Origin of the sequence: Lysobacter stagni, from assembly GCF_030053425.1 — a bacterium.
GTDB lineage: Bacteria > Pseudomonadota > Gammaproteobacteria > Xanthomonadales > Xanthomonadaceae > Lysobacter_J > Lysobacter_J stagni.
On sequence record NZ_JASGBI010000001.1, the window covers coordinates 3,400,997 to 3,425,515 of the forward strand.

12 protein-coding genes and 2 tRNA genes are annotated in these 24,519 nt (G+C 68.0%); 4 read left to right on the top strand and 10 right to left on the bottom strand.

Annotated features, from left to right (window positions below; translation table 11 throughout):
• Window positions 1-38: 38 nt before the first annotated feature.
• Window positions 39-554 (top strand): YybH family protein, encoded by a 516-nt coding sequence (locus QLQ15_RS15855; RefSeq protein WP_283213721.1) that lies wholly within the window; start codon window positions 39-41, stop codon window positions 552-554.
• Window positions 555-710: 156 nt separating this feature from the next.
• Here QLQ15_RS15855 and QLQ15_RS15860 read toward each other — a convergent pair whose 3' ends face one another.
• Genes QLQ15_RS15860 through QLQ15_RS15880 form a run of 5 tightly spaced genes read right to left on the bottom strand, consistent with a single transcriptional unit; the run spans window position 711 to window position 17,298 of the window.
• Complete coding sequence (locus QLQ15_RS15860) at window positions 711-2,207, bottom strand: lipopolysaccharide biosynthesis protein (RefSeq protein ID WP_283213722.1); 1,497 nt, start codon at window positions 2,205-2,207, stop codon at window positions 711-713.
• Window positions 2,208-2,211: 4 nt separating this feature from the next.
• Window positions 2,212-3,072: an alpha/beta fold hydrolase gene (locus QLQ15_RS15865; RefSeq protein ID WP_283213723.1), complete on the bottom strand. Its 861-nt coding sequence runs from the start codon at window positions 3,070-3,072 to the stop codon at window positions 2,212-2,214.
• Complete coding sequence (locus tag QLQ15_RS15870) at window positions 3,069-3,881, bottom strand: alpha/beta hydrolase family protein (RefSeq protein ID WP_283213724.1); 813 nt, start codon at window positions 3,879-3,881, stop codon at window positions 3,069-3,071. Before QLQ15_RS15870 ends, QLQ15_RS15865 begins: the two co-directional genes overlap by 4 nt.
• A complete protein-coding gene (locus QLQ15_RS15875; RefSeq protein ID WP_283213725.1) occupies window positions 3,878-10,003 on the bottom strand; it encodes a non-ribosomal peptide synthetase in 6,126 nt (2,041 codons plus the stop codon). Before QLQ15_RS15875 ends, QLQ15_RS15870 begins: the two co-directional genes overlap by 4 nt.
• Complete coding sequence (locus QLQ15_RS15880; protein WP_283213726.1) at window positions 10,000-17,298, bottom strand: polyketide synthase; 7,299 nt, start codon at window positions 17,296-17,298, stop codon at window positions 10,000-10,002. Before QLQ15_RS15880 ends, QLQ15_RS15875 begins: the two co-directional genes overlap by 4 nt.
• Before the next feature lie 440 nt (window positions 17,299-17,738).
• Here QLQ15_RS15880 and QLQ15_RS15885 point away from each other — a divergent pair, with 440 nt between their 5' ends.
• Window positions 17,739-18,419: a J domain-containing protein gene (locus QLQ15_RS15885; RefSeq protein ID WP_283213727.1), complete on the top strand. Its 681-nt coding sequence runs from the start codon at window positions 17,739-17,741 to the stop codon at window positions 18,417-18,419.
• Window positions 18,420-18,589: 170 nt separating this feature from the next.
• Here the strand turns inward: QLQ15_RS15885 and QLQ15_RS15890 are convergent, their stop codons facing one another.
• The gene (locus QLQ15_RS15890; RefSeq protein ID WP_283213728.1) at window positions 18,590-19,984 is read right to left on the bottom strand and encodes a TIGR03013 family XrtA/PEP-CTERM system glycosyltransferase; all 1,395 of its coding nucleotides are present in this window, start codon (window positions 19,982-19,984) and stop codon (window positions 18,590-18,592) included.
• A gap of 145 nt (window positions 19,985-20,129) precedes the next feature.
• Window positions 20,130-20,924: a 4'-phosphopantetheinyl transferase family protein gene (locus QLQ15_RS15895; RefSeq protein ID WP_283213729.1), complete on the bottom strand. Its 795-nt coding sequence runs from the start codon at window positions 20,922-20,924 to the stop codon at window positions 20,130-20,132.
• 318 nt (window positions 20,925-21,242) lie between these two features.
• Between QLQ15_RS15895 and tviB the strand changes: the two genes are divergently transcribed.
• Window positions 21,243-22,511 carry a Vi polysaccharide biosynthesis UDP-N-acetylglucosamine C-6 dehydrogenase TviB gene (tviB, locus tag QLQ15_RS15900; RefSeq protein WP_432277862.1) on the top strand — a complete coding sequence of 423 codons (1,269 nt, stop codon included), beginning with the start codon at window positions 21,243-21,245 and terminating at the stop codon, window positions 22,509-22,511.
• 3 nt (window positions 22,512-22,514) lie between these two features.
• Window positions 22,515-23,576 carry an NAD-dependent epimerase gene (locus QLQ15_RS15905; RefSeq protein ID WP_283213730.1) on the top strand — a complete coding sequence of 354 codons (1,062 nt, stop codon included), beginning with the start codon at window positions 22,515-22,517 and terminating at the stop codon, window positions 23,574-23,576.
• A 184-nt stretch (window positions 23,577-23,760) separates the two neighbouring features.
• On the opposite strand, the gene QLQ15_RS15910 is transcribed toward QLQ15_RS15905, so the two are convergent.
• The 3 genes from QLQ15_RS15910 to csrA form a co-directional block, all read right to left on the bottom strand.
• Window positions 23,761-23,837 (bottom strand) — tRNA-Arg (locus QLQ15_RS15910).
• Between the two features lie 208 nt (window positions 23,838-24,045).
• Window positions 24,046-24,138: transfer RNA gene (locus QLQ15_RS15915), tRNA-Ser, on the bottom strand.
• Between the two features lie 66 nt (window positions 24,139-24,204).
• Complete coding sequence (csrA, locus tag QLQ15_RS15920; protein WP_283213731.1) at window positions 24,205-24,408, bottom strand: carbon storage regulator CsrA; 204 nt, start codon at window positions 24,406-24,408, stop codon at window positions 24,205-24,207.
• Between the last annotated feature and the right edge of the window lie 111 nt (window positions 24,409-24,519).

Here is a 24,519-nt window from a genome sequence, read left to right on the forward strand (position 1 = left end):
GACGCGCATACCTGCGCATCCCCCACGACGGATTTCCCATGCTGAAGATGCAGTCGCTTAATGCGACCGTGCTGGCGTTCGCACTGGCCTTTGCCGCACCCGCCGCCCATGCCGCCCCGGACGAAGCCGGCATCCGCGCGGTGATCGAATCGTTCCGCACGGCGATCATCCAGAAGGACCGGACGCGCTTCCTCGACCTGTTCGTCCAGAACGACGTTCCCTGGCAGAGCGTGCTGGAGGATCGCAGCCTGGCCCAGGTGCAGGCCAAACGACCGGAAGCCATCAAGGCCCGTTTCAAGTCGGGGAACAACCCGGTGGCCTTCATCGACGGCATCGTCGCCAGCAGCAACACGAGCGAGGAAACCTTCTCCAACGTCCGCATCGACTCCGACGGCGACGTGGCGACGGTCACGTTCGACTACCGGTTCCTCTCCAACGGGCGCGCCACCAACTGGGGCAAGGAGTGCTGGCTGATGGTGAGGACGGAATCGGGATGGAAGATCACATCGCTGGCTTACTCGGTGGTGCTGCCACCGGTGGCGAAGGCGGACTGAGCCCCGCCTCTCCCCTTGGGAGAGGTCGACGCGCAACGCGCGTCGGGAGAGGTGTACGCCCGCAGCGCATCGAAGCATGTCGCTTCGCCGTCCCCTCTTCCGCCCCTTCGGGGCACCTTCTCCCGCAAGGGGAGAAGGAACAGCGGCTAAACCCTTTCAGCCCGCCACGCCGGCGCCGAGTCGCTGTTCGACGGCCTTCAGCTTCGGACGGATGAACGCGCGCAGGCGTGCGTCGAGGGCGAGCAGCGCGAGCAGGTACGGACCGCCGATCAGCATGCCGCCGATGAGCATGCGCTGCCAGCCCGGCCGCAGCTGCAGCCGGATCGTGATCCATTCGCCTGCGATGCCCAGCGCGGCCGCCGCGAATGCGGTGGCCAGCGTTCGTCCGTCGGGAAACTGCCGCAGCGCAGGATTGACCAACAGGCAGGCAGCGGTGCTCGATGCCAGCGAACTCACCAGCGTCGCGTAGGCCGCGCCCATCACGCCGTACGACGGAATCCACAGCCAGTTGAGCAGCGCGTTGATGGCCACCGCGCCGCACATCAGCAGCATCACGGTCTTGGTACGCCGCTCCAGCACCAGTCCGAAGCCGCACACCAGCAGCACCGGCAGAATGGCGTTCTGCGCGCCCATCAGCTCGAACACCGGTCCCGACGCGGCCTTTCCGGAACCGCTGAGCGCGATGATGAGGTCCGTGCCCAGGCACCACAGCAGCAAGGCAACACCGATGGCCGCGTAGGTCATCGGCACCAGCATGGTGCGCTTGAGCGCGCGAACGGCGGCGGCGCCCTCGGTCACGTACACACGGTTGGCCGTGGGCGTGAACGACTCGAACACCGTGAGGTTCATGAACATGTGCACCTGCATCGCCAGCGCCGCGCCGACGCTGTAGATGCCGACGATGGCGAAATCGCCCGACAGGCCCTTGAGCATGATGCGGTCGATGGACACCAGCGCGACCGCGAGGATCTCCGTCGCCACCAGCGGCATGCCGTAGGCAAAGGACTGACGGATCGCCGCCGCGTCCACCGACTTGCGCGCGAAACGCAGGTGCCGATGCGCCCACGCCAGGTAGAACAGCATGCCCGCGACCACCGCCAGCAGGCGACCGCCGTACGCGGCGGTTGCCGAATGCTGGATCGCCACCACCGCGCCCAGCATCAGCGCCAGCTGCAGCCAGCGCGAGGCCACGCGCGTGAACATCACCATGCGCGACTGCTCCGTCACGCGCAGCACGGTTTCCACCAGGCTGGAGTAGACCAGCAGCGGCGTCATCACCAGCGCCATCCAGAACACCGGCGAGTGACCTGTGCCGGTGGCGTAGCCCTGCACGATCGCCACCGCGCCGACGAACGCCCACAGCACCATCGAGCCGAGCATCGGCAGGTAGAACAGATTGGTGGCGAAGGCGTGCATGCGCTCTTCGTCGCCGCCGTGCGGGTAGAAGCGCTGGATGGAATGCTGCGCACCCAGCTTGGCCACCGCGACGGCCATCAGCACCCAGGTCTCGTAGTACCCGAGGATGCCGTACTGCGTGTTGTCCAGCAGGCGCGTGAGCAGCGGGAACGACACCAGTCCTGCCAGCAACACCAGGATGTTGGCGGTGGAGTAGCGCAGGTAGTGCCTGCCGATGCCGGCCGATGGATCGCTCATGGGATCAGTTCGACTCCGACGGGCCGAATTCCGAACGCATCCAGGCCTCGATACGTGCGATCAGCACGCGACGATGCTTGCGCAGGTAGAAGGTGTGGTCGTACTCGCGCCAGTACTCCAGCGCGACCTGCGGCGCACGCGCCGCGCGGCCCAGGCCGGCGGCCAGCTGGTCGCGATGGTTGAAGTAGTGGTACGCACCGCCCGTGAACACGAACAGCAGGCGCGTGCCGCGGTCGACCATGCCCGACAGCATGCGTCGTGCGTCCGCCTTCGCCGGCCAGTCGCGGAAATCGGCCAGCGCGGGTCCGGCGTTGCGACGCGAGGCGATGTAACGCAGCACCTTTCCGGCATTGAGCAGGCGCGGCAGCACGTGTCGCAGCCAGAAGCCCGGCGTCGGGAACGCCACGCCGTCCAGCAGGATCGCGCCGCTCACGCGCGGATGCACCGCGGCGACGTGGAATGCGTCGTCCGCACCGGAACACAGTCCGCACAACACGAAGCGCATCGCCCCGGTCTGCTCGGCCAACAAGCGCATCGCGGCTTCGATCTCGTGCTGGCGACGGTCGCCGGTGGTGCGCACCGGCGCATCGCTGTCGCCGAGGCCTGCCTGGTCGAAACGCAACACCGGGAAGCCCCGCGCGGCCAGCGTGCGCGCGAGATCCACATGCAGGCGGAACGGCCCCGTGTGGCGCGTGAGGCCGGCGTTGAGCAACAGCACGCCCACCTTCGAACACGCGCGCGACGGACGCGTCACCACGCCGACGAGACCATCGCCGAAGCGATGCACGCTTTCCTGCGGCGCAAATTCGGGAGTGACATCGGCCACTTCCGCCAATGCGCGAAGGTTGTCGATCTGCAGGTTCACCAGGGCACCTGTGCGGTCATGCGCTGCGCCAGCTGTGCGACGGCGCGGCGCGGAAACACCTGGGCTCCGAAGCGCGCGGGAACGTCCCATTCGGGCCGCTCGCCTTCGTCCAGCAGCACCGCCTCCACCGCGACGCCGGCCTCCCGCTGCGCCTGCGCGAAACGGTCCAGGGTCTCGTCCATCTCCCACACCGCCATGCGCACGCGGCTACCGGCGGGCAGACGCCAGCGCGTCGGAGCGGCGTGGCGCAGTTGCGCAAGGAACGCCTCGTCCACGCGGAAGCCGAGCAGGTCATCCGCATCCGGCTCGTGACGTGCATGCACGTAGCGGCCGCTTTCGAGCAGCTGCTGGCGATGCTGTTCGCGCCACTGGTCGACCAGGCGACGGCCATCCAGTTGCGGGTCCCACAGCACCACGTCCACTGGCGCCGCGCGCGACGACAGGTACGCCAGCATCGGGATGGCCGCGCTGCGCAGGGCCAGCCATTGCAGCGTGGTGGCGCCGGAACGGCGCGTGAGCTCCTTCGCCGCTGCGTCCAGGTCCGACTGCAGGCCCGACAGGCTCAGCTCGAGGTCCTCGCCAGCGGAATCGCCCGTGCCGTACCAGTCAAAGGTGAGCGTGGGGATGCCCTGGGCACCCACCGCCTGCGCCAGCGACCACAACGCGCGGTGGCTGCGCGTGCCTTCCTGCAACAGCGGCGCGCACAGGACCAGCCCGTGCGCTCCTTCGATCCGCGGCCGGCCGTCGGTTTCGTGCAGCAGGCCAAACAGACTGCGCCCGGCCTCTCCGAAGAAGAACGGCGCGCTCATTCCACCGTCCCTGGTGTGCGCAGCAGACGCTTCATCTGCCGCGCCATCCGCGCGCCAACACCGCCGGATTTCTCCTCGCGGCCGAAAGAGACAGGAAGATCCGACGCGATCTGCGCCAGGCTCTGCGAAGCCAGCCGCATCAGCTGGATGCGTACGCCAGCCTCCTTCAGGACCCGGCTGGACATCTGCACCGCGAGCATCGAGTTTCCGCCGATGTCGAAGAAGTTGTCGTTCGCGTCCACGTCCACGCCGAGCAACTCTTTCCAGAGGGCGCGCAGGTAGGTCGCACGCGGGTCGTCGTTCTCCACCGCCACGCATGCGGCAGCTTCGTCACCGTTTTGCGGCGTAACGCCACCGCCATGACCCTGCGCGCGCAGAATCGCCGCGCTCAGCGTGGTGACCAGCGCCGGCGATTCGATCATCGCGCGATGGTCGCCCGGGATCGACACCACCTCGACGTCGTCGACCATGCGTTCCCAGCCCAGTGCTGGCTTGTTGCGCAGCTCCGTCGGCTGTTCGCTCGCGCGGAACAGGACCAGCGCACCGGCATACGGCTGCACGACGTACTTCACGTACGCGCGCATGTGCGTGGCTTCCAGCTCGGCGTAACGCACGTTGTGCGGCAGGGCCTCGCCGCTCTCGCGCGCCTGCTGCGCCTGCTGGCGCATCTGCCGTGCCTGCAGGCGTCCGTTGACGACACCGCCGATCGTAGCCAGGCGTTCGCCCAGCGACTGTCCCTGCATGCGACGGTGCAACCGCTGCACGCGCGCGGACAGGCCGCGCTGTGCTTCATCGCGATAACGGATTCCGAACTCCGCGGAGGTGTCCACCAGGCCGAGCATGCCGACCGTTTCGCCGGCCGCCAGCAACTGCTGCGCCATCTCGAAGGCGATGATGCCGCCCATCGAACCGCCCGCCAGATGGTATGGACCGTGCGGCTGCACCTGCCGGATCTCGTGCACGTAGCGTTCGGCCATCTTCTCCACGCGGTCCAGCGGCGCGGTGCGGCCGTCCAGGCCCAGGGCCTGCAGGCCGTACACCGGAATGCCTTCGGGCATCGCGTCGGCGAGCGGTCGGTAATTGAGTACGTTGCCGCCCACGGCATGCACGAGGAACAGCGGAAGCTGGTCGCCCTGCGGGCGGATCGGCACCAGCGGCGCCCACGGATCGGGCCGCGCGGTATCGTCCTGCGAGTCCGCATCGGCGCCGGCGCGGTGGTATTCGTACGCCAGTGCGCGCACCGAGCGCGCGGTGAGCAGCGTCGCCAGCGGCAGGTTCACGCCGGTCTCGCGGTTGAAACGGTGGAACATCTGCACCGCCTGCAACGAATGCCCGCCCAGCGAGAAGAAATCATCGTCCGGGCCGATCTCCGGCTTGCGCAGCAGATCGCGCCAGATTTCCAGCAGCTGCATGCCCAGCGGATCGAGTTCGTCGCCCAGCGCATCGTCGGCGCGCGGGACGGCAACAGGTTCCGCCACCGGCGCTGGTTCGATCGCGCGACCGAACTGCAACGGCTGGCCGTCGTCGAAGCGGGTGATCTCCTCCAGCGTGCGCGAGGGATCGCTGCCCAGCGCCTTCAGCACGGCGACGTAGCGGTCGCGCAGCAGCGCGGCGGTGTCGTCGAGGAAGATGTCGGCGTTGTAGATGAAGCCGCCCGACAGACCGGTGTCCTGTTCGACGAACCACAGGCCCAGGTCCTGCGTCGAGGCGGTCTGGAACACCGGGTAACGCTCGTGGGTGAGCGAACCCCAGGTGCACACGCGCTGGCGGATGTCCTGGAACGAGAACAGCGCGTGATAGAGTACGGCACCGCCTTCGCGGCTGCGCACGCTCAGCTCGCGCACCAGATCTTCCAGGCGGATGTCGGGATGGGCGAAGCTGTCCAGCACGACGTCCTTCACCTTCTTCACCGCCTGCGCGAAGCTCATCGACGGATCGATGTCCATGCGCAGGGGCAGCAGGCTGGTGAAGTAACCCATCAGGTTCTCGACCTCCGCGGTGTTGCGACCGCGTACCGGCGTGCCGAGGATCAGCTCGCGCAGGCCGGAAGTCCGGCTGATCAGCGCGTAGTACGCGGTGAGCAGCACCATGTAGAGCGTCGCGTCGACCTTCCGTGCCGTGTCGTGCAGGGCGTTGGTCACCTCGTTCGCCACGACGATGCGGTGCGTGACGCCGCGCCCGGACATGCCGGGGCGACGCGGCATGTCGGTGGGCAACGCTTCCACGCCCTGCCCCGCGCCGCCCAGTCGCTCGCGCCAGAACGCCAGCTGCTTCGCATACTCCGGTCCCTGCAGCCACTGGTGGTGCCAGGCCGAGTAATCCGCGTAGGTCACCGTCAGTTCCGGCAGCTTCGCTTCGCGCCCTTCCAGCTGCGCGGCGTACAGCTCGGCCATGTCGGTGTACATCAGATCGAACGACCAGCCGTCCCAGATCAGGTGGTGGGTCATGAAGAACCACACGTGTTCTTCCGGCCCCAGGCGGAACAGGCGCGAGCGGATCAGCGGCGCACGGTCCAGTTCGAACGGGGTCTGGATCAACGCGTCCATGCGACGCGAGACTTCGGCTTCGCGTTCGTCCTTGGGCAGCTGGCTCACATCCACCACGTCGGTGATGTCCACATCGACGACGTCGTGCACGATCTGCATCGGTTCGCCGTCCACCAGCCCGATGGTCGTGCGCAGCACGCTCTGGCGCTGGATCATCGCGTCGATCGCGGCCTGGAATGCATCCAGCTGCAGCGGACCGCGCAGGCGATGCGCGCTGGGCGTGTTGTAGGTGATCTGACCGGGGTTGAACTGCTCGAGCAGATACAGGCGCTCCTGCATCACCGACATCGGGCCGCGCGTGCGATCGGCCAATGGCTTGATGGGCTCGCGCTTGGGCGCTGCCTCGCCATCGATGCCCTGCACCATGCGCGCGAGCTTGGCGACGGTGGGGCCGTCGAACAATGCACGCAGCGACAGCGCGATGCCCAGTTCCTTGTTGATCCGCGAGGTCAGCTGCGCGGCCAGCAACGAATGTCCGCCCAGCGAGAAGAAGTCATCGTCCACGCCCACTTCCGCCACGCCCAGCACCTGCGCCATGGCTTCGGCGATGGTGCGCTCCAGCGCGTTGCGCGGGGCCACTCGTTCGCCCGACAGCTTCACGGTCAGGTCCGGCGCCGGCAGCGACTTGCGGTCGATCTTGCCGTTGGGCAACAGCGGAATGGCATCGAGGAACAGGATGTGCTGCGGAATCATGTAGTCCGGCAGCGATCCCTTTAGATAGGACGCAAGCGCCGACTCTTCCAGCGCGGAGGCGCCGTCGCCGACCACGTACGCCACCAGCCGCACGTCACCCGGGCGATCCTCGCGCGCGACCACGACCGCGCGCGCGACTTGTGGATGCGCGGCCAGAAGGGCTTCGATCTCGCCCAGCTCGATGCGGTAACCGCGCACCTTCACCTGGAAATCCAGGCGCCCCTGGTGTTCCAGCACGCCTTCGGCGCGCCAGCGTCCGCGGTCGCCGGTTCGGTACAGCAGCGCACCGGGCGCGGTGGAGAACGGATCTTCGACGAAGCGTTCGGACGTGAGCTCCGGACGGTTGAGGTAGCCCAGCGTCACACCATCGCCGCCGATCCAGATCTCGCCCGGTACGCCAAGCGGGCACAACTCGCCGCGGGGGTCGAGGATCCACACCTGTGTGTTGTCGGTGGGACGGCCGATATGGATGTCGATCGCGCCGTTGGCCGGCGCCACCACGCGCGAGCACGTGGACCACACCGTCGTTTCGGTCGGGCCGTATACGTTCCACAGCGAACCGCAGCGCTGCAGCAACTGTGCGGCCAGGTCCTGCGGCAGCGCTTCACCGCCGCAGAGGATCTTGAACGAGGCATCGCCCTTCCAGTCGGCGTCGAGCAGCAGCCGCCACGAGGCCGGCGTGGCCTGCATCACGGTCGCGCCGCTGTTGGCGATCAATGCCTTCAACGCGACGCCGTCGGCGGCGGTGACGCGATCGGCCAGCACCACGCGCGCGCCCACGCTGAGCGGCAGAAGCAGTTCCAGCACGGCGATGTCGAACGACAGCGTGGTCACTGCGACGAGACGGTCGTCCGCGCCCAGACCCGGCTCCTTCGCCATGCTGCCCAGGAAGTTGCTGACGGCACGGTGCGGTACCTGCACGCCCTTCGGCCGACCGGTGGAGCCGGAGGTGTAGATGACGTACGCAACCGACTCCGGCTGCGCCGCGCCTTCGTCACGCCCGATGCGCGAAGCCGGCAGCGCGGCCAACTCGTCGTGCAGCGTGTCCAGCGCCAGCACGGGGCGTCCGCGCAGATCGAAATGACCGGCGTGCTTCGTGGTCGTCAGCAGCGCGGCCAGGCCCGCATCGCCGGCCATGTAGGCCAGGCGCTCGGCGGGAAAATTGGGATCCAGCGGCACGTAACCGGCGCCGGCCTTCAGCACGCCCAGCAAGCCGGCGAGCATGTCCACACCGCGGTCCAGCACCAGGCCGACCAGCGTGCCGCGATGCACACCGCGCGCGCGCAACAGGTGCGCGATGCGGTTGGCGCGGTCTTCCAGTTCGTCGTAGCGCACGGACTGACCGTCGAATTCCAGCGCGATCCGATCCGGTGTGCGGTCGCACTGCCGTTCGAACGACTCGTGCATGCGGCACTCGCGGTCGAACGGCGTGGCCGCCGGCTGCAGCGCCTGCAGCTCGCCGCGCGCGGCCTCGGACACCACGGACAGCCGTCCGAAGGCGAGGTCCGGTCGCGCGACCGCGGCGCGCAGCAAGGTTTCGTACGCGGCCATCCAGCGGCGGATCGTCGCGTTGTCGAACAGGTCGGTGTTGTACTGGCACTCCAGGCGCATGCCACCCTGCACCTGCACCGCGTTGACGAACAGCTCGAAGTTCTCGTAGCTGCGCGGGTTGGTGATCAGGCGCATACCCAGGCCGTGGAAGCCGGTGCTTTCCTGGTCCATCGCCTGGTCGATGTTGAACATCACGCTGCACAACGGCAGGCGCGCGGGATCGCGCTGCAGCGACAGCTTCTTCAGCAGCGTGCCGAAGGTGTAGCGCTGGTGCTCGATGGAATCGAGCAGCGTGGACTGCGCCTGCGCGAGCGCCTGCTCGAACGGCTGCGCCTGGTCCAGCTCGAAACGCAGCGGCAGCAGGTTCACGCAGTGGCCGACGAGATGATCATGGCCGTCGATCGACTGGCCCGCGGCCGGAATGCCGATGACCACATCGTTCTGCGAAGTCAGGCGCGAAAGCACACCGGCAAAGCCGGCCAGAAGCGTGGCGAACAGGCTGGCGCCCTGGCGCGCGCCGAGGCGGCGGATGGCGGCGACCAGCTCGTTGTCGAGCAGATGGTCCTCGCGCACCGATGGGAACGTGCGACGCGTGGGACGCGGCCGGTCGGTGGGCAGGTCGAGGATGGGGCCGCCGTCGGCGAAACGCTGCAGCCAGTACGCCTCGTCGGCGCGGTAGGTTGCGCCGTGCGGGTGTTCGGCCTCGGCCAGCGCGTAGTCGGCGAAGGACTCGGCGGCAGGCAGTGGTTCCGCGGTCTGCCCCAGCGCTTGCGTGTACAGCGCGCCGAGTTCGCGCACGATCACCCACCACGACCAGCCATCGCAGACGATGTGGTGCGCGGTGAGCACCAGCTGGTGCCGGTCGGCAGACAGACGGATCAGGTCGCTGCGCAGCAGTGCGCCGTGGTCGAGGTCGAACGGAACCTCCACCACGCTGCGCGCGTGTTCGGCGATGCGCGCAGCGCTTGCGGCCTCGTCCAGTGCGGAAAGGTCGATCAGCGGCAGCGCGATCTCGCGCGTGTCGCCCACGCACAGCGTGCGGCCATCCGGGCCGAAGTTGGCGCGCAGGATGTCGTGGCGCGCCACCAGGGCGCGCAGTGCATCGTGCAGGGCCGGCACATCGAGAGCGCCGCGGAAATCCAGCGAGATCGACTCGTTGTACGCCAGCGATGCATCCTCGCCCAGGCGGTCGGCCAGCCACACCTCGCGCTGCGGCTCGGTGGTCGGCGCGACACGCGACAGCGGCCCGTCGGCGAAGGGATCGTAATCGACCGTGGCGTGGGCGCCGTTCGCCTTGTCCAGTGCGGCATCGCCCATAACGGCAGCATTCATGCGCTCACCTTCATGTACTTCCCGGGCTGCTCCGGATTGGGCACGAACCACGCCGGCGTGCCGTCGGGTTCGCGGCCCAGCCGCGCGCCCGGAACGACCGGCCTGGCAGCGTCCATCACCGTCTTCGGCGTGGCCGCGCGGCGCGGCAGGAGTTCCATGTCCTGCAACTCGGCCACGGACTCCTTGAAGGCCGTGGCGATGCGTGCGATGTCCTCGTCGCTGTGCGCGGTGGTGAGGAAGCACGGGAAGTTGTCGAGGATGTGGATGCCACGCACGCGCATGGCCGCGAACAGCAGGTCCTGCAACGGGTGGTTCTCGGGCCAGTGCGTCTTCCACGCCGAGGCGTACTGTTTCACCGACACCGGCGCACCGACATCGGCGCAGTAGGCGTTGATGTCCGCGGCCAACGCTTCGGCCTTCGCGTTGAGGCGCTTCTGCAATTCGCCGCCGTCCTGCTTGAAGTGCTGCAGCACGGCCTTGGCCGCGACCAGCGCCAGCGGGTGCCGCACGAACGTGCCGGCGAAATAGGTCACGCCCACCGTCGGCACCGAATCGTCGCCGTACTGCCAGTGGCCGCCGTCCAGCGCGTCCATGTACTCGCGCTTGCCGGCGATCACGCCGATGGGGAAACCGCCACCGACGACCTTGCCGTACGTCGCCAGGTCGGCCTTGATGCCGAAGATCGCCTGCACGCCGCCCGGGTTGGATCGGAAGCCGGTGACCACTTCGTCGAAGATCAGCAGCGCGCCGTTGTCCTGCGTCACCTGGCGCAGCTCCTTGAGGAACTCCACCGGACGGAAGTCCAGACGACGGCTCTGCACCGGCTCGACGATGACCGCGGCGATCTCCTTCGCACGCGACTTGATGATCTCCATCGCTTCCGGCGTGCCGTAGTCGAGCACCAGCACGTTCTCGGCGGTGTTGCGCAGGATGCCCGGCGCGGCGGGCACCGCGCGCAGCGATTTGGTTCCGCGCACGATCACTTCATCGACGATGCCGTGGTAGGACCCGGTGAACAGCACCACCGTGCTGCGCGCGGTCACGGTGCGCGCCACGCGCAGGGCGCCCAGCACGGCTTCGGAGCCGGTGTTGCACAGCGCGGCGCGGTCGTGACCGGTGAGCTCGCACACCAGCTCCGCCACTTCGCCGGCCAGCGGATGCTGCGGACCGATCTCGTAGCCCTTGTCGAGCTGCTCGCGAACCGCATCGAGCACGAAGTCCGGCTGCCAGCCGAACAGGCTCATGCCGAAACCGTTGAGCGCATCGATGTACTCGTTGCCGTCGATGTCGAACACGCGCGAGCCCTTCGACCGCTCCACCACGATCTGGTAGACGATCTCCTTGGTCAGCGGACGGAACCCGTTGACCACGCGCGGGTCGGCCAGCCGGTCGCGGTTGGCCTGCGTGTATTCCTTCGACTTGCGGGTGCGCGCGATGTAGCGGTCGAGGAAGGCGCCCAGCTTCTTCTGCTGCTGCGGGCTCAGGTCCAGGTCGTTGTTGTTGTCGATCCGGGCGATGGCGCCGAACGCCTTCTTGACGTCGTACTTCTGCTGCACGGCGCCGGTGTCTTCCTCGCCGTCGGCCTTCGGTGCCGTCGGCTTCGGCACGGGTGCGGGCGCGGGCGCCGCTGCCACCGGCTGCGGAGCCGGCGCGGGTGCGGCGGCAAGGGCCGCCGGTACGGTGGCCACGGCAACGCCACCGGACAACAGCGCCAGCTGCTGTGCCATCAGTTGCATCTGCTGCGCGATGACCTGGCGCGTGAAGTCGTTGCCGGCATCGAGCGCGGGCATCGCCATGGGCGCGGCGATGGTCTGCATGACGGGCGCCGGCGCCGCCGCGACCGGCGCGGCAACCGGGACGGGTGCGGGTTCGGCCTCGGCGGGCATCGTCTCGTCCAGCATGCCGGCCAGACGGTCCAGGCTGGCGCAGTCGCCCATGAGCTGGCGGAAGTTCACCGGCACTTCGAAGGTCTTCTGCAGCTGCACGGCAACCTGGGTCAGCATCAGGCTGTCCAGGCCGAGTTCGATGAAGTTCGTGTCGACGTCGGCGTCGGCCATGTCGAAACCGGCGACGTTCTCGAACAGGCCGCGCAGTTGCCCGATCAGGCGCTCGCGACGGCCGGTGGCGGCCGCGGGGGCGGCGGACGGGGCGGCGACGGGCGTGGACTGCGGCATGACGGTCTCCAGTACGGTCGGGGTTCGTGCGGTGGCCGCGACGGCCGGATGCGGGATGACGTTGGACGCGGCCGCAGGGACGGCCTCCACCCAATAACGTTGTCGCTCGAACGGATAGGTCGGCAGCCGCAGGCGATGGCGGATCGCACGGCGGTCGAAGCCGGCCGGATCGATCGCCACGCCGCTGCTCCACAGCCGGCCGGCGGCGGCGAGCACGTCGCGGCGCTCGCTGTCGGGCTGGTCGGCCAGCGAGGCGACGGTGGCGATGCGCTGCTTCTGCACCGCCGGCTGCTGGCGCGCCAGCGCCGTCAGCGTGCCGCGCGGACCGACTTCCAGCAGCACGCGCGCGGGATCGTCGAGCAGCGTCTGCAAGGCCGGCGAGAAGCGCACCGCTTGGCGCAGGTGCCGCGCCCAGTAATCGGGCGACGTCGCGCTGTCGGCATCGAGCCAGGTGCCGGTAACGGTGGAGACGATGCGCTGCGTGGGCGGATTCAGGCGCACGGCGGCAACCGCCGCGCGGAAGGGCTCCACCACCGGCTCCATCATCGCGGAGTGGAACGCGTGCGAGGTGCGCAGGGCACGGCAGGCGACACCCTCGCCCTCCAGTTGCGCCTGGAACTGCGAGATGCGTTCGGACGGCCCGGCCACCACGCAGGCCAGGGGCGAGTTCTCGGCGGCCAGCGACAGGTCGTCGGGAAGGCGCTGGCGCACCGCGTCGGCCGGCAGGCGGATCGACAGCATCGCGCCGGCGGGTTGCGCCTGCATCAGCGCGCCGCGACGTGCCACCAGGTGCAGGGCATCGCGCAGTTCGAACACGCCGGCCAGCGTGGCGGCGACGAATTCGCCGATGCTGTGGCCGATCATCGCCGCGGGCGTCACGCCCAGGCTCATCCACAGACGCGCCAGCGCGTACTCGATGGCGAACGTCGCCGGCTGCATCACCGAGGTCGGCAGCAGCGCCTGCGCATCGTCGCCGAACATCACCTGGCGCAGATCGAAGCCGAGCGCGTCCTGCAGCAACGCGGCACATTCGTCGATCGCATCGCGGAACACGGATTCACGCGCGTACAGGCCCCGGCCCATGCCGGCGTAGGTCGCGCCCTGACCCGGGAACAGGAACACCACCTCGCCCGCACGCGCCGGACGGCTGCGTGCGGCTTCGGCCAGCGTGTCGGGCAAGCGCAAGGCCGCGACCGCCGAGGCGACGTCGTCCGCCGCCACGGCGATGCGGTGCGCGAACGCCTTGCGGCCCACGGCCAGTGTCCAGGCCACATCGGCCAGGTTGGCGTGCGGCTGCGCGTCGAGATGATCGGCCAGCCGGTCGACGGCGGCGCTCAGCGCGGCGGGCGTGCGCGCCGACAGCACCAGCAACTGTGCGCCATCGGCAGGCGTGGATTCCGGCGCGGGTGGCGCTTCTTCCAGGATCGCGTGCGCGTTGGTTCCGCCCAGACCGAACGAACTCACGCCCGCGCGACGCGGGTTCACGCCATCGCCCTGCCAGTCGCTCATGTGCGCGTTGACCACGAACGGCGACGACGCGAAGTCGATGGTGGGATTGGGCGCGTCGAAGTGGATCGACGCGGGAATGCGCTTCTCGTGCAGCGACAGCGCGGTCTTGATCACGCCCGCCGCACCGGCGGCCGTCACCAGATGTCCGACATTGCTCTTGAGCGAGCCGATCCGGCAGAAGCCGGTGTCGTGCGTGTGGCGGCGGAATGCGCGCGTCAGGCCTTCGATCTCGATGGGATCGCCCAGCGGCGTCGCGGTGCCGTGCGCTTCCACGTAGCTGATGCTGCGCGCATCCACGCCGGCGCGGTCGTGCGCCATCGCGATCACCGCCGACTGCCCTTCGCTGCTGGGTGCGGTGAAGCTGGCGCGATTGGCGCCGTCGTTGTTCAGTGCGGTGCCGCGGATCACCGCGTAGACACGGTTGCCATCGGCGATCGCGTCCGACAGGCGCTTGAGCAGCACCACAGCGGCGCCATCACCGAACACGGTGCCCTTGGCATTGGCGTCGAAGGTGCGCGTGTGGCCGTCGGGCGACAGCATCGAACCTTCCTGGTACAGATAACCGCTGCGCGGCGGGCACGTCACGGCGATGCCGCCGGCCAGCGCCATGTCGCACAGCCCCGACTGCAGGCTCTCGAACGCCTGCGAGATCGCCACCAGCGAGGTCGAGCAGGCGTTGTGCACGCTGACGGCCGGACCGGTGAGGTTGAGCTTGTGGGCCACGCGCGTGGCGATGTAGTCCTTCTCGTTGCCCAGCATCACCTGCAGCGCGCCGACGCGGTTGACCAGCTCCGGATGCGCGGACGCATGGCGCTGGAAATACGTGGCGTTGTTCATGCCGGCGAAGATGCCGACACTGGACTCGGCCGCATCGGGAACGTGGCCACCACGCTCCAGGCATTCCCAGCACAGCTCCAGGAAGATGCGCTGCTGCGGGTCCATCAGCTCCGCCTCGCGCGGGCCGATGCCGAAGAACGCGGCGTCGAACAGCTCCACGCCGTCGATCACGCCGCGCGCGGCGACGTAGCCCGGATCGTTGCGATCGCTGGCGCCGACGGACGGATCGAGTTCGTCGATGCGGAACTGCGTGATCGAATCGCGCCCTTCGCACAGGTTGTCCCAGAACGCTTCGACGGTGTCGGCACCGGGGAAGCGGCCGGCCATCGCGACGATGGCGATCGGCTCGCGGGCAATGTCGGCGCGACGCGCCGGCCGCGTTGCGGCCTTGATCTGCGTGCCGCCTTCCAGTGCCGTCGCCAGCCGTGCCGGCGTGGGGTGCTGGAAGATCATCGGGGCCGCGACGCGCTGACCATCAGCCGCATTGCCCTGCCCGCCTTCGTGACGGATCTGTTCGGCCAGGCGCACGGCCAGCAGCGAACTGCCGCCGAGCTCGAAGAAGTTGTCGTTGCGGCCGACCCCTTCCACGTCCAGCAACGCGCCGAAGGCCTCGCACAGGCGCGTTTCCAGTGGCGTGGCGGGCGGCGCGTAATCGCAGGCCAGTTCCGGGCGACGACGGTCCGGCGCGGGAAGCGCGCGACGGTCGACCTTCCCGTTTGCGGTCAACGGCAGTTCGTCCAGCTGCACGTAACGCGTGGGCACCATGAACGGCGGCAAGGCCGCGGCCAGGTGCGCGCGCAGCTGGGCGGATCCCGTCTCCTTGCCTGACGCCACGTAGTAGGCGACCAGGCGTTTCTCGCCGGGGAAATCGGCACGTGCCGCGACGGTGCACGACACCACGGCAGGATGGCGCGCCAGCACCGCTTCGATCTCCGTCAATTCGATGCGGTAACCGCGGATCTTCACCTGCGCGTCGGTGCGGCCGACGAATTCCAGCAGTCCGTCCGGGCGATGGCGCACGTAGTCGCCGGTGCGGTAAAGCACGTCGCCAGCCTGGAACGGATTGGCGACGAAACGCTCGGCGTTGAGTTCGGGGCGGTTGAGGTAACCGCGTGCGACACCGACACCGCCCACGCACAACTCGCCGATCACGCCCGCGGGCACCGGCTGCAGGTGGCGATTGAGCACGTACCCGCTCGCGTCCTGCATCGGCCGACCGATGGGGATGGACGTGGCGCCGGCTTCCAGATCGCGTGGAATGGCGTAGGACGTGCACATGATCGTGCACTCGGTCGGTCCATAGCCGTTGTGCAGGCGCAGCTCCGGCGCAAGCGCCTGCATGCGGCGTATATGGTCCACCGACAGCGCTTCGCCGCCGACGATGACGTCGCGGAAGCCGCAGAACAGCGTCGGATCTTCATCGACAACGGCGTTGAACAGCGCCGCGGCCATGATGCCGGCGTTGGCCGCGTGGCGTTCGATCGTGGCCCGCATGCGCGCGGCCGTGGGCGCGGCCTCGTCGTGCACGACGATGGTGCCGCCGTTGAACAGAGTTCCCCAGATTTCCAGCCCGGAGATGTCGAAGCCCAGCGGCGCCTGGTGCAGCATGCGCGTGCATGTGTCGAGCGTGACGTAATCGATGCCGTGCAACCTGCGCACCAGCGAGCGGTGGCGGATCTCCACGCCCTTGGGCACGCCGGTCGATCCCGAGGTGAACAACACATAGGCCAGTGCGTCACCGTCCAACCCGGAAACGGCCTGGACCGGTGCGTCGTCGCCATGCACGGCCACACGCACCACGCGCTCCGGCAGCGGGTCGGTGGTGGCTGCGTCGAGCACCACGACGGCGCGCACGCCGGCGTCCTCGATCATGAAGCGCAGACGGTCGGCCGGCAGCGACAGGTCCAGCGGCAGGTAAGCACCACCGGCCTTGATGATGCCGAGCATGGCGGTGACCGATTCGAGCGAGCGCGAGAGCGCCACGCCGACGATGTCGCCCACGCCCACGCCTGCGGCGCGCAGTCGCGCGGCCAGCGAACCGGCGCTGCGGTCCAGCTGCGAATAGGTCAGCGAGCCTTCGCCATGCACGACGGCAATGGCCTCGGGCCAGGTAGCGCACGCCTGAGCGAAGCACTCGTGCACGGTGTCGAACGGCGTGCGCGCGGGAGGTGCGACGGACCATTCGTCCAGTTGCTGAGCGCGCTCTTCGTGATCCAGCACGTCGGCACTCGCGGCCGGTGCGTTCGGCGCCCTCGCGATGGCGCGCAACACGTTGAGCACGCAACGCGCCAGCAGGTCGACGGCCGTGGCCGTCAACGGCCACTGGTACGACACGACCAGGCAGGCATCGCCGGCCGGCATCAGGTGCCAGTGCGACGCGGCCACGACGGCTGCGTCCGTCGATACCGCGGCCCACACGGCGGGCGTCGCCTGTTCGGCAACGACATCTGCCGCCGCCAGCGTCTTCGCGAGCGCGAGCGCGCCGGCATCGCCCAGGACCACCGGCGCCTGCACGAGTCCTTTTTTCGTCAGCACAGTGGCCGGTACGTCATCGGCGCCGGTCAAACGCGCTTCCACGATCGACAGCGCGATCGCCAGCACCTGAGCGCCATCGACGTCCAGTGCGGCCAGCCGCGCGGCGACCGGTGCGTCGATGGCGAACGTCGCGCTGCCTGCGCCGTCGCCGGCGTCCGCGTGCTGCGGCAGGACATCCAGCAGCGGCGAATCGATGGCCGGCAGGGTGCCGGACGTGTCTGTGGTCTGCTTGCCTTCCACCGCGTATTCCTCCGCTTGCTCCCTAACCGGCCTTTCCTGCGTCCATGCCGTTCGCCGCGATCAGCGTTCGGGCCGTGCGATCGGACGGTCGAACGCAATCGCCTGTTCGTGCGTCCACGTGGTCCGCGAGGTCATTGCGCGCGGACGGTTCGTGCGGGCGGGAGGACATCACCGCGGTAGGCGGCGCAGGCCGCCTGGACGCGCGTGGGATCCGGGTGCGCGGGCAGGACGGACAACGCCCGAACCTCGACACCGGATTGGCTGGACACCCACGACATCGCTCACCCCGCATGTACGGCACGGTGGATGCACACCAGCATCCGGCCGATCCCTGCCCCTCTCCTCCAGGACAAACGCTTGACGCGTGCGCCAGCGGCCATCGGATGCGACGATGCGCACCGTCGGGAGTCACGCTAGGATGGGCGCGACAAGGGGGCCTCATGAGTCAGGACTTCGCGCTTCTGTACCAGCAGCTCGGCCTGCATCCGGACTGCGGCCTCGAAGACCTCAAGCGTGCGTACCGCGTGCGCGTGGCCGAACTCCACCCCGATCGCCACCTCGACCAGTCCAGCGAAGCGCACAGCGCCCTTACCGAACTCACCGCGCTGTACTCCGGCGCGATCCGCTTCCATCGCATCCACGGCCGACTGCCCGGCTCCACGCCACGTGCTGCATTCGCAGGCAATGGCGCTGCGCCGCGATCGTCCGTCGATACGCACGCCACCGCGCACACCCAGGCGCGCGGGAACGCCCGGCCCACGAACGAACCGCCGCTGCGTACCGCCAAGTTCGCCACGCTCGGCATCCTGGTGCTGGTGGTGGTGATGGTGGTGCTGCACTGGTCGGAAACCGATGTGCCCGCCGCCGATGTCCTGCAGACCGGCGCGGTGGCGGAAGCGCCATCCGATGCGCCACGCCTCGAGCTGGGCATGGAAGAAGCGTCGGTGATCACCATCCAGGGGCAGCCCGAACGCATCCAGGACGATGTATGGAACTACGGCTCGTCGTGGATCCGCTTCGAGGACGGGCATGTGGTGGACTGGGCCAGTGCGCCGCCGAACCGGTTGATGACCGTCACTCCGCGCCCCGTGCGCGAGGAAGAGGGCGTAGAGGAGCCGTAACGTTCGGGTTTTGCGCGTGCGAAGCGTGCGGGGTTTCCGGCGGCGCCTCCAGGGGTTTTCCCTCTCCCCTTGCCCTCTCCCGCATGCGGGAGAGGGGGAGTGATGGCCGTGCGCGTACCTCTTCCTCGCGGCTGACGCGATGTTCGCGCTACCGCTTCGGCAGCGTTCCCTTACCGGGAACCGCGTTGGAAGAGGACCACTTCGACCGTCTGCAGCAGGATGATCAGGTCGAAAACCAGACCGTGGTTCTTCACGTAGAACAGGTCGAACTTCAGCTTCTCTTCCGCATCGCGCACGGAAGCCCCGTACGGATAGCGCAGCTGCGCCCAGCCGGTCAGGCCCGGCTTCACGCAATGGCGTACGGCGTAGTAGCGGATCTCGCGGCTGAGCACATCGACGAACTGTGGACGTTCCGGACGCGGCCCGACGATGCTCATCTCGCCGCGAAGGATGTTGAACAACTGCGGCAGTTCGTCCAGGCGCGTCAGACGGATGAACCTGCCCACGCGCGTGGTGCGGTCGTCGCCACGCTGCGCCCAGCGCGCCACGCCATCGCCTTCGGCGTCCACGCGCATGCTGCGGAACTTGACCAGTTCGAACGGTCGCCCGCCCTCACCGATGCGCGTCTGCTGGTACAGGATCGGCCCCGAGGATTCCAGGCGGATGCACAGCGCGACCAGCGCCATGAAGGGCCAGGCGACCAGCAACAGCGCCGAGGCCGCCAGCACGTCGAACAGCCGCTTGTTCATGCAGCGAGAGGTGGAATGGTCGAACCCACCCGAGAACACCAGCCAGGACGGATCGACCAGGTTGGTGGTGACGATGCCGGCCTCGCGCTCGAAGAAGGTTGAAAGATCGGTCATGGCGACGCCGCGTTGCACGCAGGTGAGCATCTCCTCCATCGGCAGGCCGCCGCGCCGTTCGTCGGGCGCAACCACGATTTCGCTGATCTGCAGGCTGTGCGCCAGTTCGGCCAGGCTTCCGGTGGGCTGCACCTGCATTCCCGCCGGAACGGACGATTCCTGACCGGGAATCGGCACGAAACCCACCAGCGTGAAGGCGCGACGGTCGCTGCCGCGGCGCAGGCGGGTGTTGATGAGGTCGGCGTTGTGGCCGGCGCCCAGAACCAGCACGCGGCGCCTGAACAGTTCGCCGCGCACCACGTGCACCAGGCAGAACCGCAGCAGCGCGATGCCCATCATGCCCAGGATCATCGCGATGACGATGACGCCGCGGCCGATGTACGCGACCGGAACCAGGTAGTACAGCACCATCAGCCCGATGCCGCCGAGCGCGAACGACACCAGCATGCGCAGCGCGAACTCGAAACGGTTGAGGCGCACGTGCACCTCGTACAGCCCCAGCGCCGCCATCGCGGTGGTGGTGAACATCGCCACCAGCCACGCGCGCACGACGAGGTTCTCCGAGAAGATCTCGTGACCTTCCGGATCGTTCATGAAGCGCAGCCACGCCGCGCCCGTCACCGCGGCCATCACCAGCAGCACTTCCAGCAACCAGAGCAGCAGCAGCGCCCGGTTCTTGAGACTCGCCTTTCCGAACATCATGGGACCGCACTCCTGACACGGTGCGCGCCAGAGGCGCGCGCACGGGGATGCACTGCAGCTCGACCGGTTCGGGGGAGGTGCGGCGTGGTACGCCGTGCGTCGTCCGTCATGTGCATGACGTTCCCCTCCGACGCGTTCACTGGTTCTACAACGCGCGCTCGGCGGCCATCCGGCCAACGACCGGGCGCAGCCGGCGGCATTCGACCGCGGCATCGCACGGCGCTGCGACCGCCGCGGTCCATCGCTCGCCGACATCGAGCATTGCCAGCCGCACGCTGCACGCCGAGGAATCCCGCGCGCGGCCGGCCAGCGCGAACGCTTCGCCGGCACTGGCCCGGAAGGTGCTCATCTCGCGGGCCAGGCCCACGCCTTCCGCCTTCAGCAACGCTTCCTTGCGCACCCACAACGCGAGCAGCGCCCGGCTGTAGGCCGGCTCGGCAAAACCCGCGAGGGATTGGAGTTCCGACGGATGGCAGACGCTGCCGGCGATGCCGGGCAGCTCGTCCGCGCGGAACGAGGCCTCCACGTCCACGCCCACCGGGCCCAGCGCGCACAGCGCGAAGGCGGCCACGCCATCGGCATGGCTGAGGCTGGTGTGGAGCGCGTGACCGAACAGTTCATGGCCAGGCAGGCACGGACACCCGTCCGCATCGCGACCGATCGCTACAGATCGCGGCGACACATCGATGGCGTTCGCCACGAACAGGCGATGCAGCGCGTACGTCAACGCGAGCGCTTCGCGGTCGGCGCGGAAACGGCGTTGGCTGACACGCTGGCGTTCCTGCGTGTCCAGCAGATCCCAGGCGTCGTCCACCCAGGGCTGCCAGTCGCGCAGTTCGACGACGGCCACCGTGCACGCGCGCAGCGGCATCGGACCACAGGCGAATGCGCGCACGAGCGGATGCACCGCTTCGTCCTGGCGCCAAGCCACCGCTGCCATCCCCTGCCCCCTGTCCGGCCGACGCCGGTACTGCGCTGGATACATCGATCGGAAACGCAGCCGGTGACGAAGGCAGGACAAACGCGACGCGCCGGATGAGGGACGTCCTGTTCCGGCACGCCCTCGCGTTTACCTGCATCGAGGTGCCCTCTGCTTCGACGACGCCATCGTCAAAGTGCGGCATGGCGCTTCGATCCATACCACTTCGAAGAGCAACGGATGGACACGACCGATATCGGGGAACGGCTCGTCCACAGGCCGATGCGCGACGCGCAGGCGGCCGCCCACGGCGCCACGGAAACGCTTGCGCCGCCCGCACTGGAGACGGCCCGCGTGGGCGTGGTCGGCCTGGGATACGTCGGCCTGCCGCTGGCGGTGGCCTTCGGACACCGGTACGACACGCTCGGCTTCGACATCAACGCCGCCCGCGTGGACGAACTGCGCGCCGGCCGCGACAGCACGCTGGAAGTGGATGCCGAAGAACTGAACGCTGCGCGACGCCTGCGCTGCAGCAGCGATCTGGACGCGTTGCGCCAGTGCAACGTGTTCATCGTCACCGTGCCCACACCGATCGACTCGGCCAAGCGCCCGGACCTGGGACCGCTGGCGCGTGCGAGCGAAAGCCTCGGGCGCGTACTCAAGCGCGGCGACGTGGTGGTGTACGAGTCCACGGTCTACCCCGGCTGCACGGAGGAAGTGTGCGTGCCGATCCTGGAACGCGCCTCGGGCCTGCGCTTCAACCGCGATTTCTTCGTCGGCTACAGCCCGGAGCGAATCAATCCGGGCGACAAGGAGCACCGTCTCACCCGCATCCTGAAGATCACCTCCGGCTCCACGCCGGCTGCGGCGGAATTCGTGGACCGTCTGTACGGTTCGATCATCGAAGCGGGCACGCATCGCGCCGCGTCGATCAAGGTCGCCGAGGCTGCCAAGGTGATCGAGAACACGCAGCGCGACCTCAACATCGCGCTGATCAACGACCTGGCGATCCTGTTCAACAAGCTTGGCATCGACACGCTGGACGTCCTGCAGGCTGCGGGCACGAAATGGAACTTCCTGCCTTTCCGGCCGGGTCTGGTGGGCGGCCACTGCATCGGCGTGGATCCCTATTACCTGACCCACAAGGCACAGGAAATCGGCCATCACCCGGACGTGATCCTCGCCGGTCGCCGCACCAACGATGGCATGGGCGCCTACATCGCCGGCGAAGTGGTGCGATTGATGGTGCGCAAGTGCATCAATCCGGTGCAGGCGCGCATCCTCATCCTTGGCCTGGCGTTCAAGGAGAACTGCCCGGACCTGCGCAATACGCGCGTGGTGGACATCGTGCAGGCCTTGCAGGGCTACAACGCCCGCGTGGACGTGCACGACCCATGGGTGGATGCCGCGCAATCCATGCACGAGTACGGCATCGAACCGGTCGCCTCACCCGCGCAGGGCGAGTACGACGCGGTGATCGTCGCGGTGGCGCATCGCGAATTCGCGCAGCTCGGCGCCGCGGGCGTGCGCGCGCTCGGAAAGGACGTGTCGGTGGTCTACGACGTCAAGTACGTGCTGCCGCGCGACGCCGTCGATGGGCGGTTGTGACGCATGAAAGTCCTGGTCACCGGCACTGCGGGTTTCATCGGGTCGCACGTCGCGCTGGAGCTTCTGAAGCGCGGCGATGAGGTGATCGGCTTCGACAACCTCAACGACTATTACGACGTCGGCCTGAAGCATGCGCGCCTGGCACGCTTCTCAGGGCACCCGCGCTACACGCACGTGCACGGCGAACTCGCCGATCGCGAGGCGGTGGAGTCCGTGTTCCGGACGCACCGGCCGGATCGCGTGGTGCACCTGGCCGCACAGGCCGGCGTGCGATACGCGGCGGAGAATCCGCATGTGTACGTGTCCAGCAACGTGACCGGTTTCCTGCACGTGCTGGAAGGCTGCCGTCGGGACGGTGCCGGGCATCTGGTCTATGCCTCGACGAGCTCCGTCTATGGCGCCAACGCCGCGATGCCGTTCTCCGAACACCAGCACACCGAACATCCGTTGACGCTGTACGCGGCGACCAAGAAGGCCAACGAGGCGATGGCGCACAGCTATGCGCATCTCTATGGCCTGCCGTGCACGGGCCTGCGTTTCTTCACGGTGTACGGGCCATGGGGTCGCCCCGACATGGCGTTGTTCCTGTTCACGCGCGCGATTCTCGCGGGCGAACCGATCCGCGTGTTCAACCACGGTCGCCACAAGCGCAGCTTCACCTACATCGACGATATCGTTGCCGGCGTGGTTCGTGCGCTGGATCGCGTTCCCTCGGTCGATGCGGAATGGAACGGCTTGTCACCGGATCCCGCAAGCAGCGGCGTCGCTCCGTACCGGCTCTACAACATCGGCAGCCGCGAGAGCGTGGAATTGCTGCGCTACATCGAAGTGCTGGAACGCTGCCTGGGACGGAAAGCGGAGATGGAGATGTTGCCGCTGCAGGCGGGCGACGTGCCGGCCACCGAGGCGAACTGCGACGATCTGGCGCGCGACATGGATTACGCGCCCCGTGTGACGGTGGAGGAAGGCGTCGCGAAGTTCGTCGCGTGGTATCGCGAGTACTACCGCGACGAACAGAAGCGTGGGAGTACGGCGAGCGCTGCTGCGGAAGCGACTGCGGATTGAGCCGTGCTGTCATTCCCGCGAAGGCGGGAATCCAACTCGCAAACACCGTTGTGTCGTCTGGAGAGCGTGATACCCGGAAGGCTGGATTCCCGCCTTCGCGGGAATGACGACTAACAGGCGAATCCCGAATTCCGAACAAAACAAAAGGGCCGATGCTTTCGCATCGGCCCTTTTGCTTCTTGTGTGGCGCGCCCGGAGAGATTCGAACTCCCGACCACCAAGTTCGTAGCCTGGTGCTCTATCCAGCTGAGCTACGGGCGCTGAGTTGAAAAATTATGAAGGATCGTTGCCGACTCGTCAAACATTTTTCGAACATTTCCATTGGCACGGCGATCGGCCGGTCAACGGTGCACGAACCTTGCGGCTCGTGCGGAACGGGCATTGGATGTGCCGGGAATCAGGACCTGGGTCCGTCTTTCCGTGCCTGCATGCGGCTGCATGCGGGCGATCCAACCCGATCCGGTGTAACTGGCGGAGACTGAGGGATTCGAACCCTCGATGGAGCTTTTGACCCCATACTCCCTTAGCAGGGGAGCCCCTTCGGCCTCTCGGGCAAGTCTCCGCGATACATCAAACCTGCGGGGCCGCAAAGCATAACGGCTCGACCCGCGCACGGCAAACGGTTTTGTCAGCCGGCGCTCTTGCCCGAATCGTTATCCGTCGGCTCTTCGCCGCGCTGGATACGCTGATAGATTTCTTCGCGGTGAACCGCGACATCTTTCGGTGCGGTAATGCCAATACGCACCTGGTTGCCCTTGACGCCGAGCACGGTGACGGTCACCGAGTCGCCGATCATCAAGGTCTCACCGACGCGACGCGTCAGGATCAGCATCTAACATCTCCTATGCCGGCCCTTCCAGGTCCCGGCGTACGGGCGCTCCCTGGAGCGCCTCCTATTTCGATATAAAAACGCGAACCATCTTAGCGGCGGGTCAAACTGCAC

Coding starts and splice junctions, on each gene's coding strand:
- QLQ15_RS15870 (WP_283213724.1), bottom strand. CDS start 3,881: ATGAGCGCGCCGTTCTTCTTCGGAGAGGCCGGGCGCAGTCTGTTTGGC.
- QLQ15_RS15875 (WP_283213725.1), bottom strand. CDS start 10,003: ATGAATGCTGCCGTTATGGGCGATGCCGCACTGGACAAGGCGAACGGC.
- QLQ15_RS15855 (WP_283213721.1), top strand. CDS start 39: ATGCTGAAGATGCAGTCGCTTAATGCGACCGTGCTGGCGTTCGCACTG.
- QLQ15_RS15885 (WP_283213727.1), top strand. CDS start 17,739: ATGAGTCAGGACTTCGCGCTTCTGTACCAGCAGCTCGGCCTGCATCCG.
- QLQ15_RS15860 (WP_283213722.1), bottom strand. CDS start 2,207: ATGAGCGATCCATCGGCCGGCATCGGCAGGCACTACCTGCGCTACTCC.
- QLQ15_RS15890 (WP_283213728.1), bottom strand. CDS start 19,984: ATGATGTTCGGAAAGGCGAGTCTCAAGAACCGGGCGCTGCTGCTGCTC.
- csrA (WP_283213731.1), bottom strand. CDS start 24,408: ATGCTGATCCTGACGCGTCGCGTCGGTGAGACCTTGATGATCGGCGAC.
- QLQ15_RS15905 (WP_283213730.1), top strand. CDS start 22,515: ATGAAAGTCCTGGTCACCGGCACTGCGGGTTTCATCGGGTCGCACGTC.
- QLQ15_RS15895 (WP_283213729.1), bottom strand. CDS start 20,924: ATGGCAGCGGTGGCTTGGCGCCAGGACGAAGCGGTGCATCCGCTCGTG.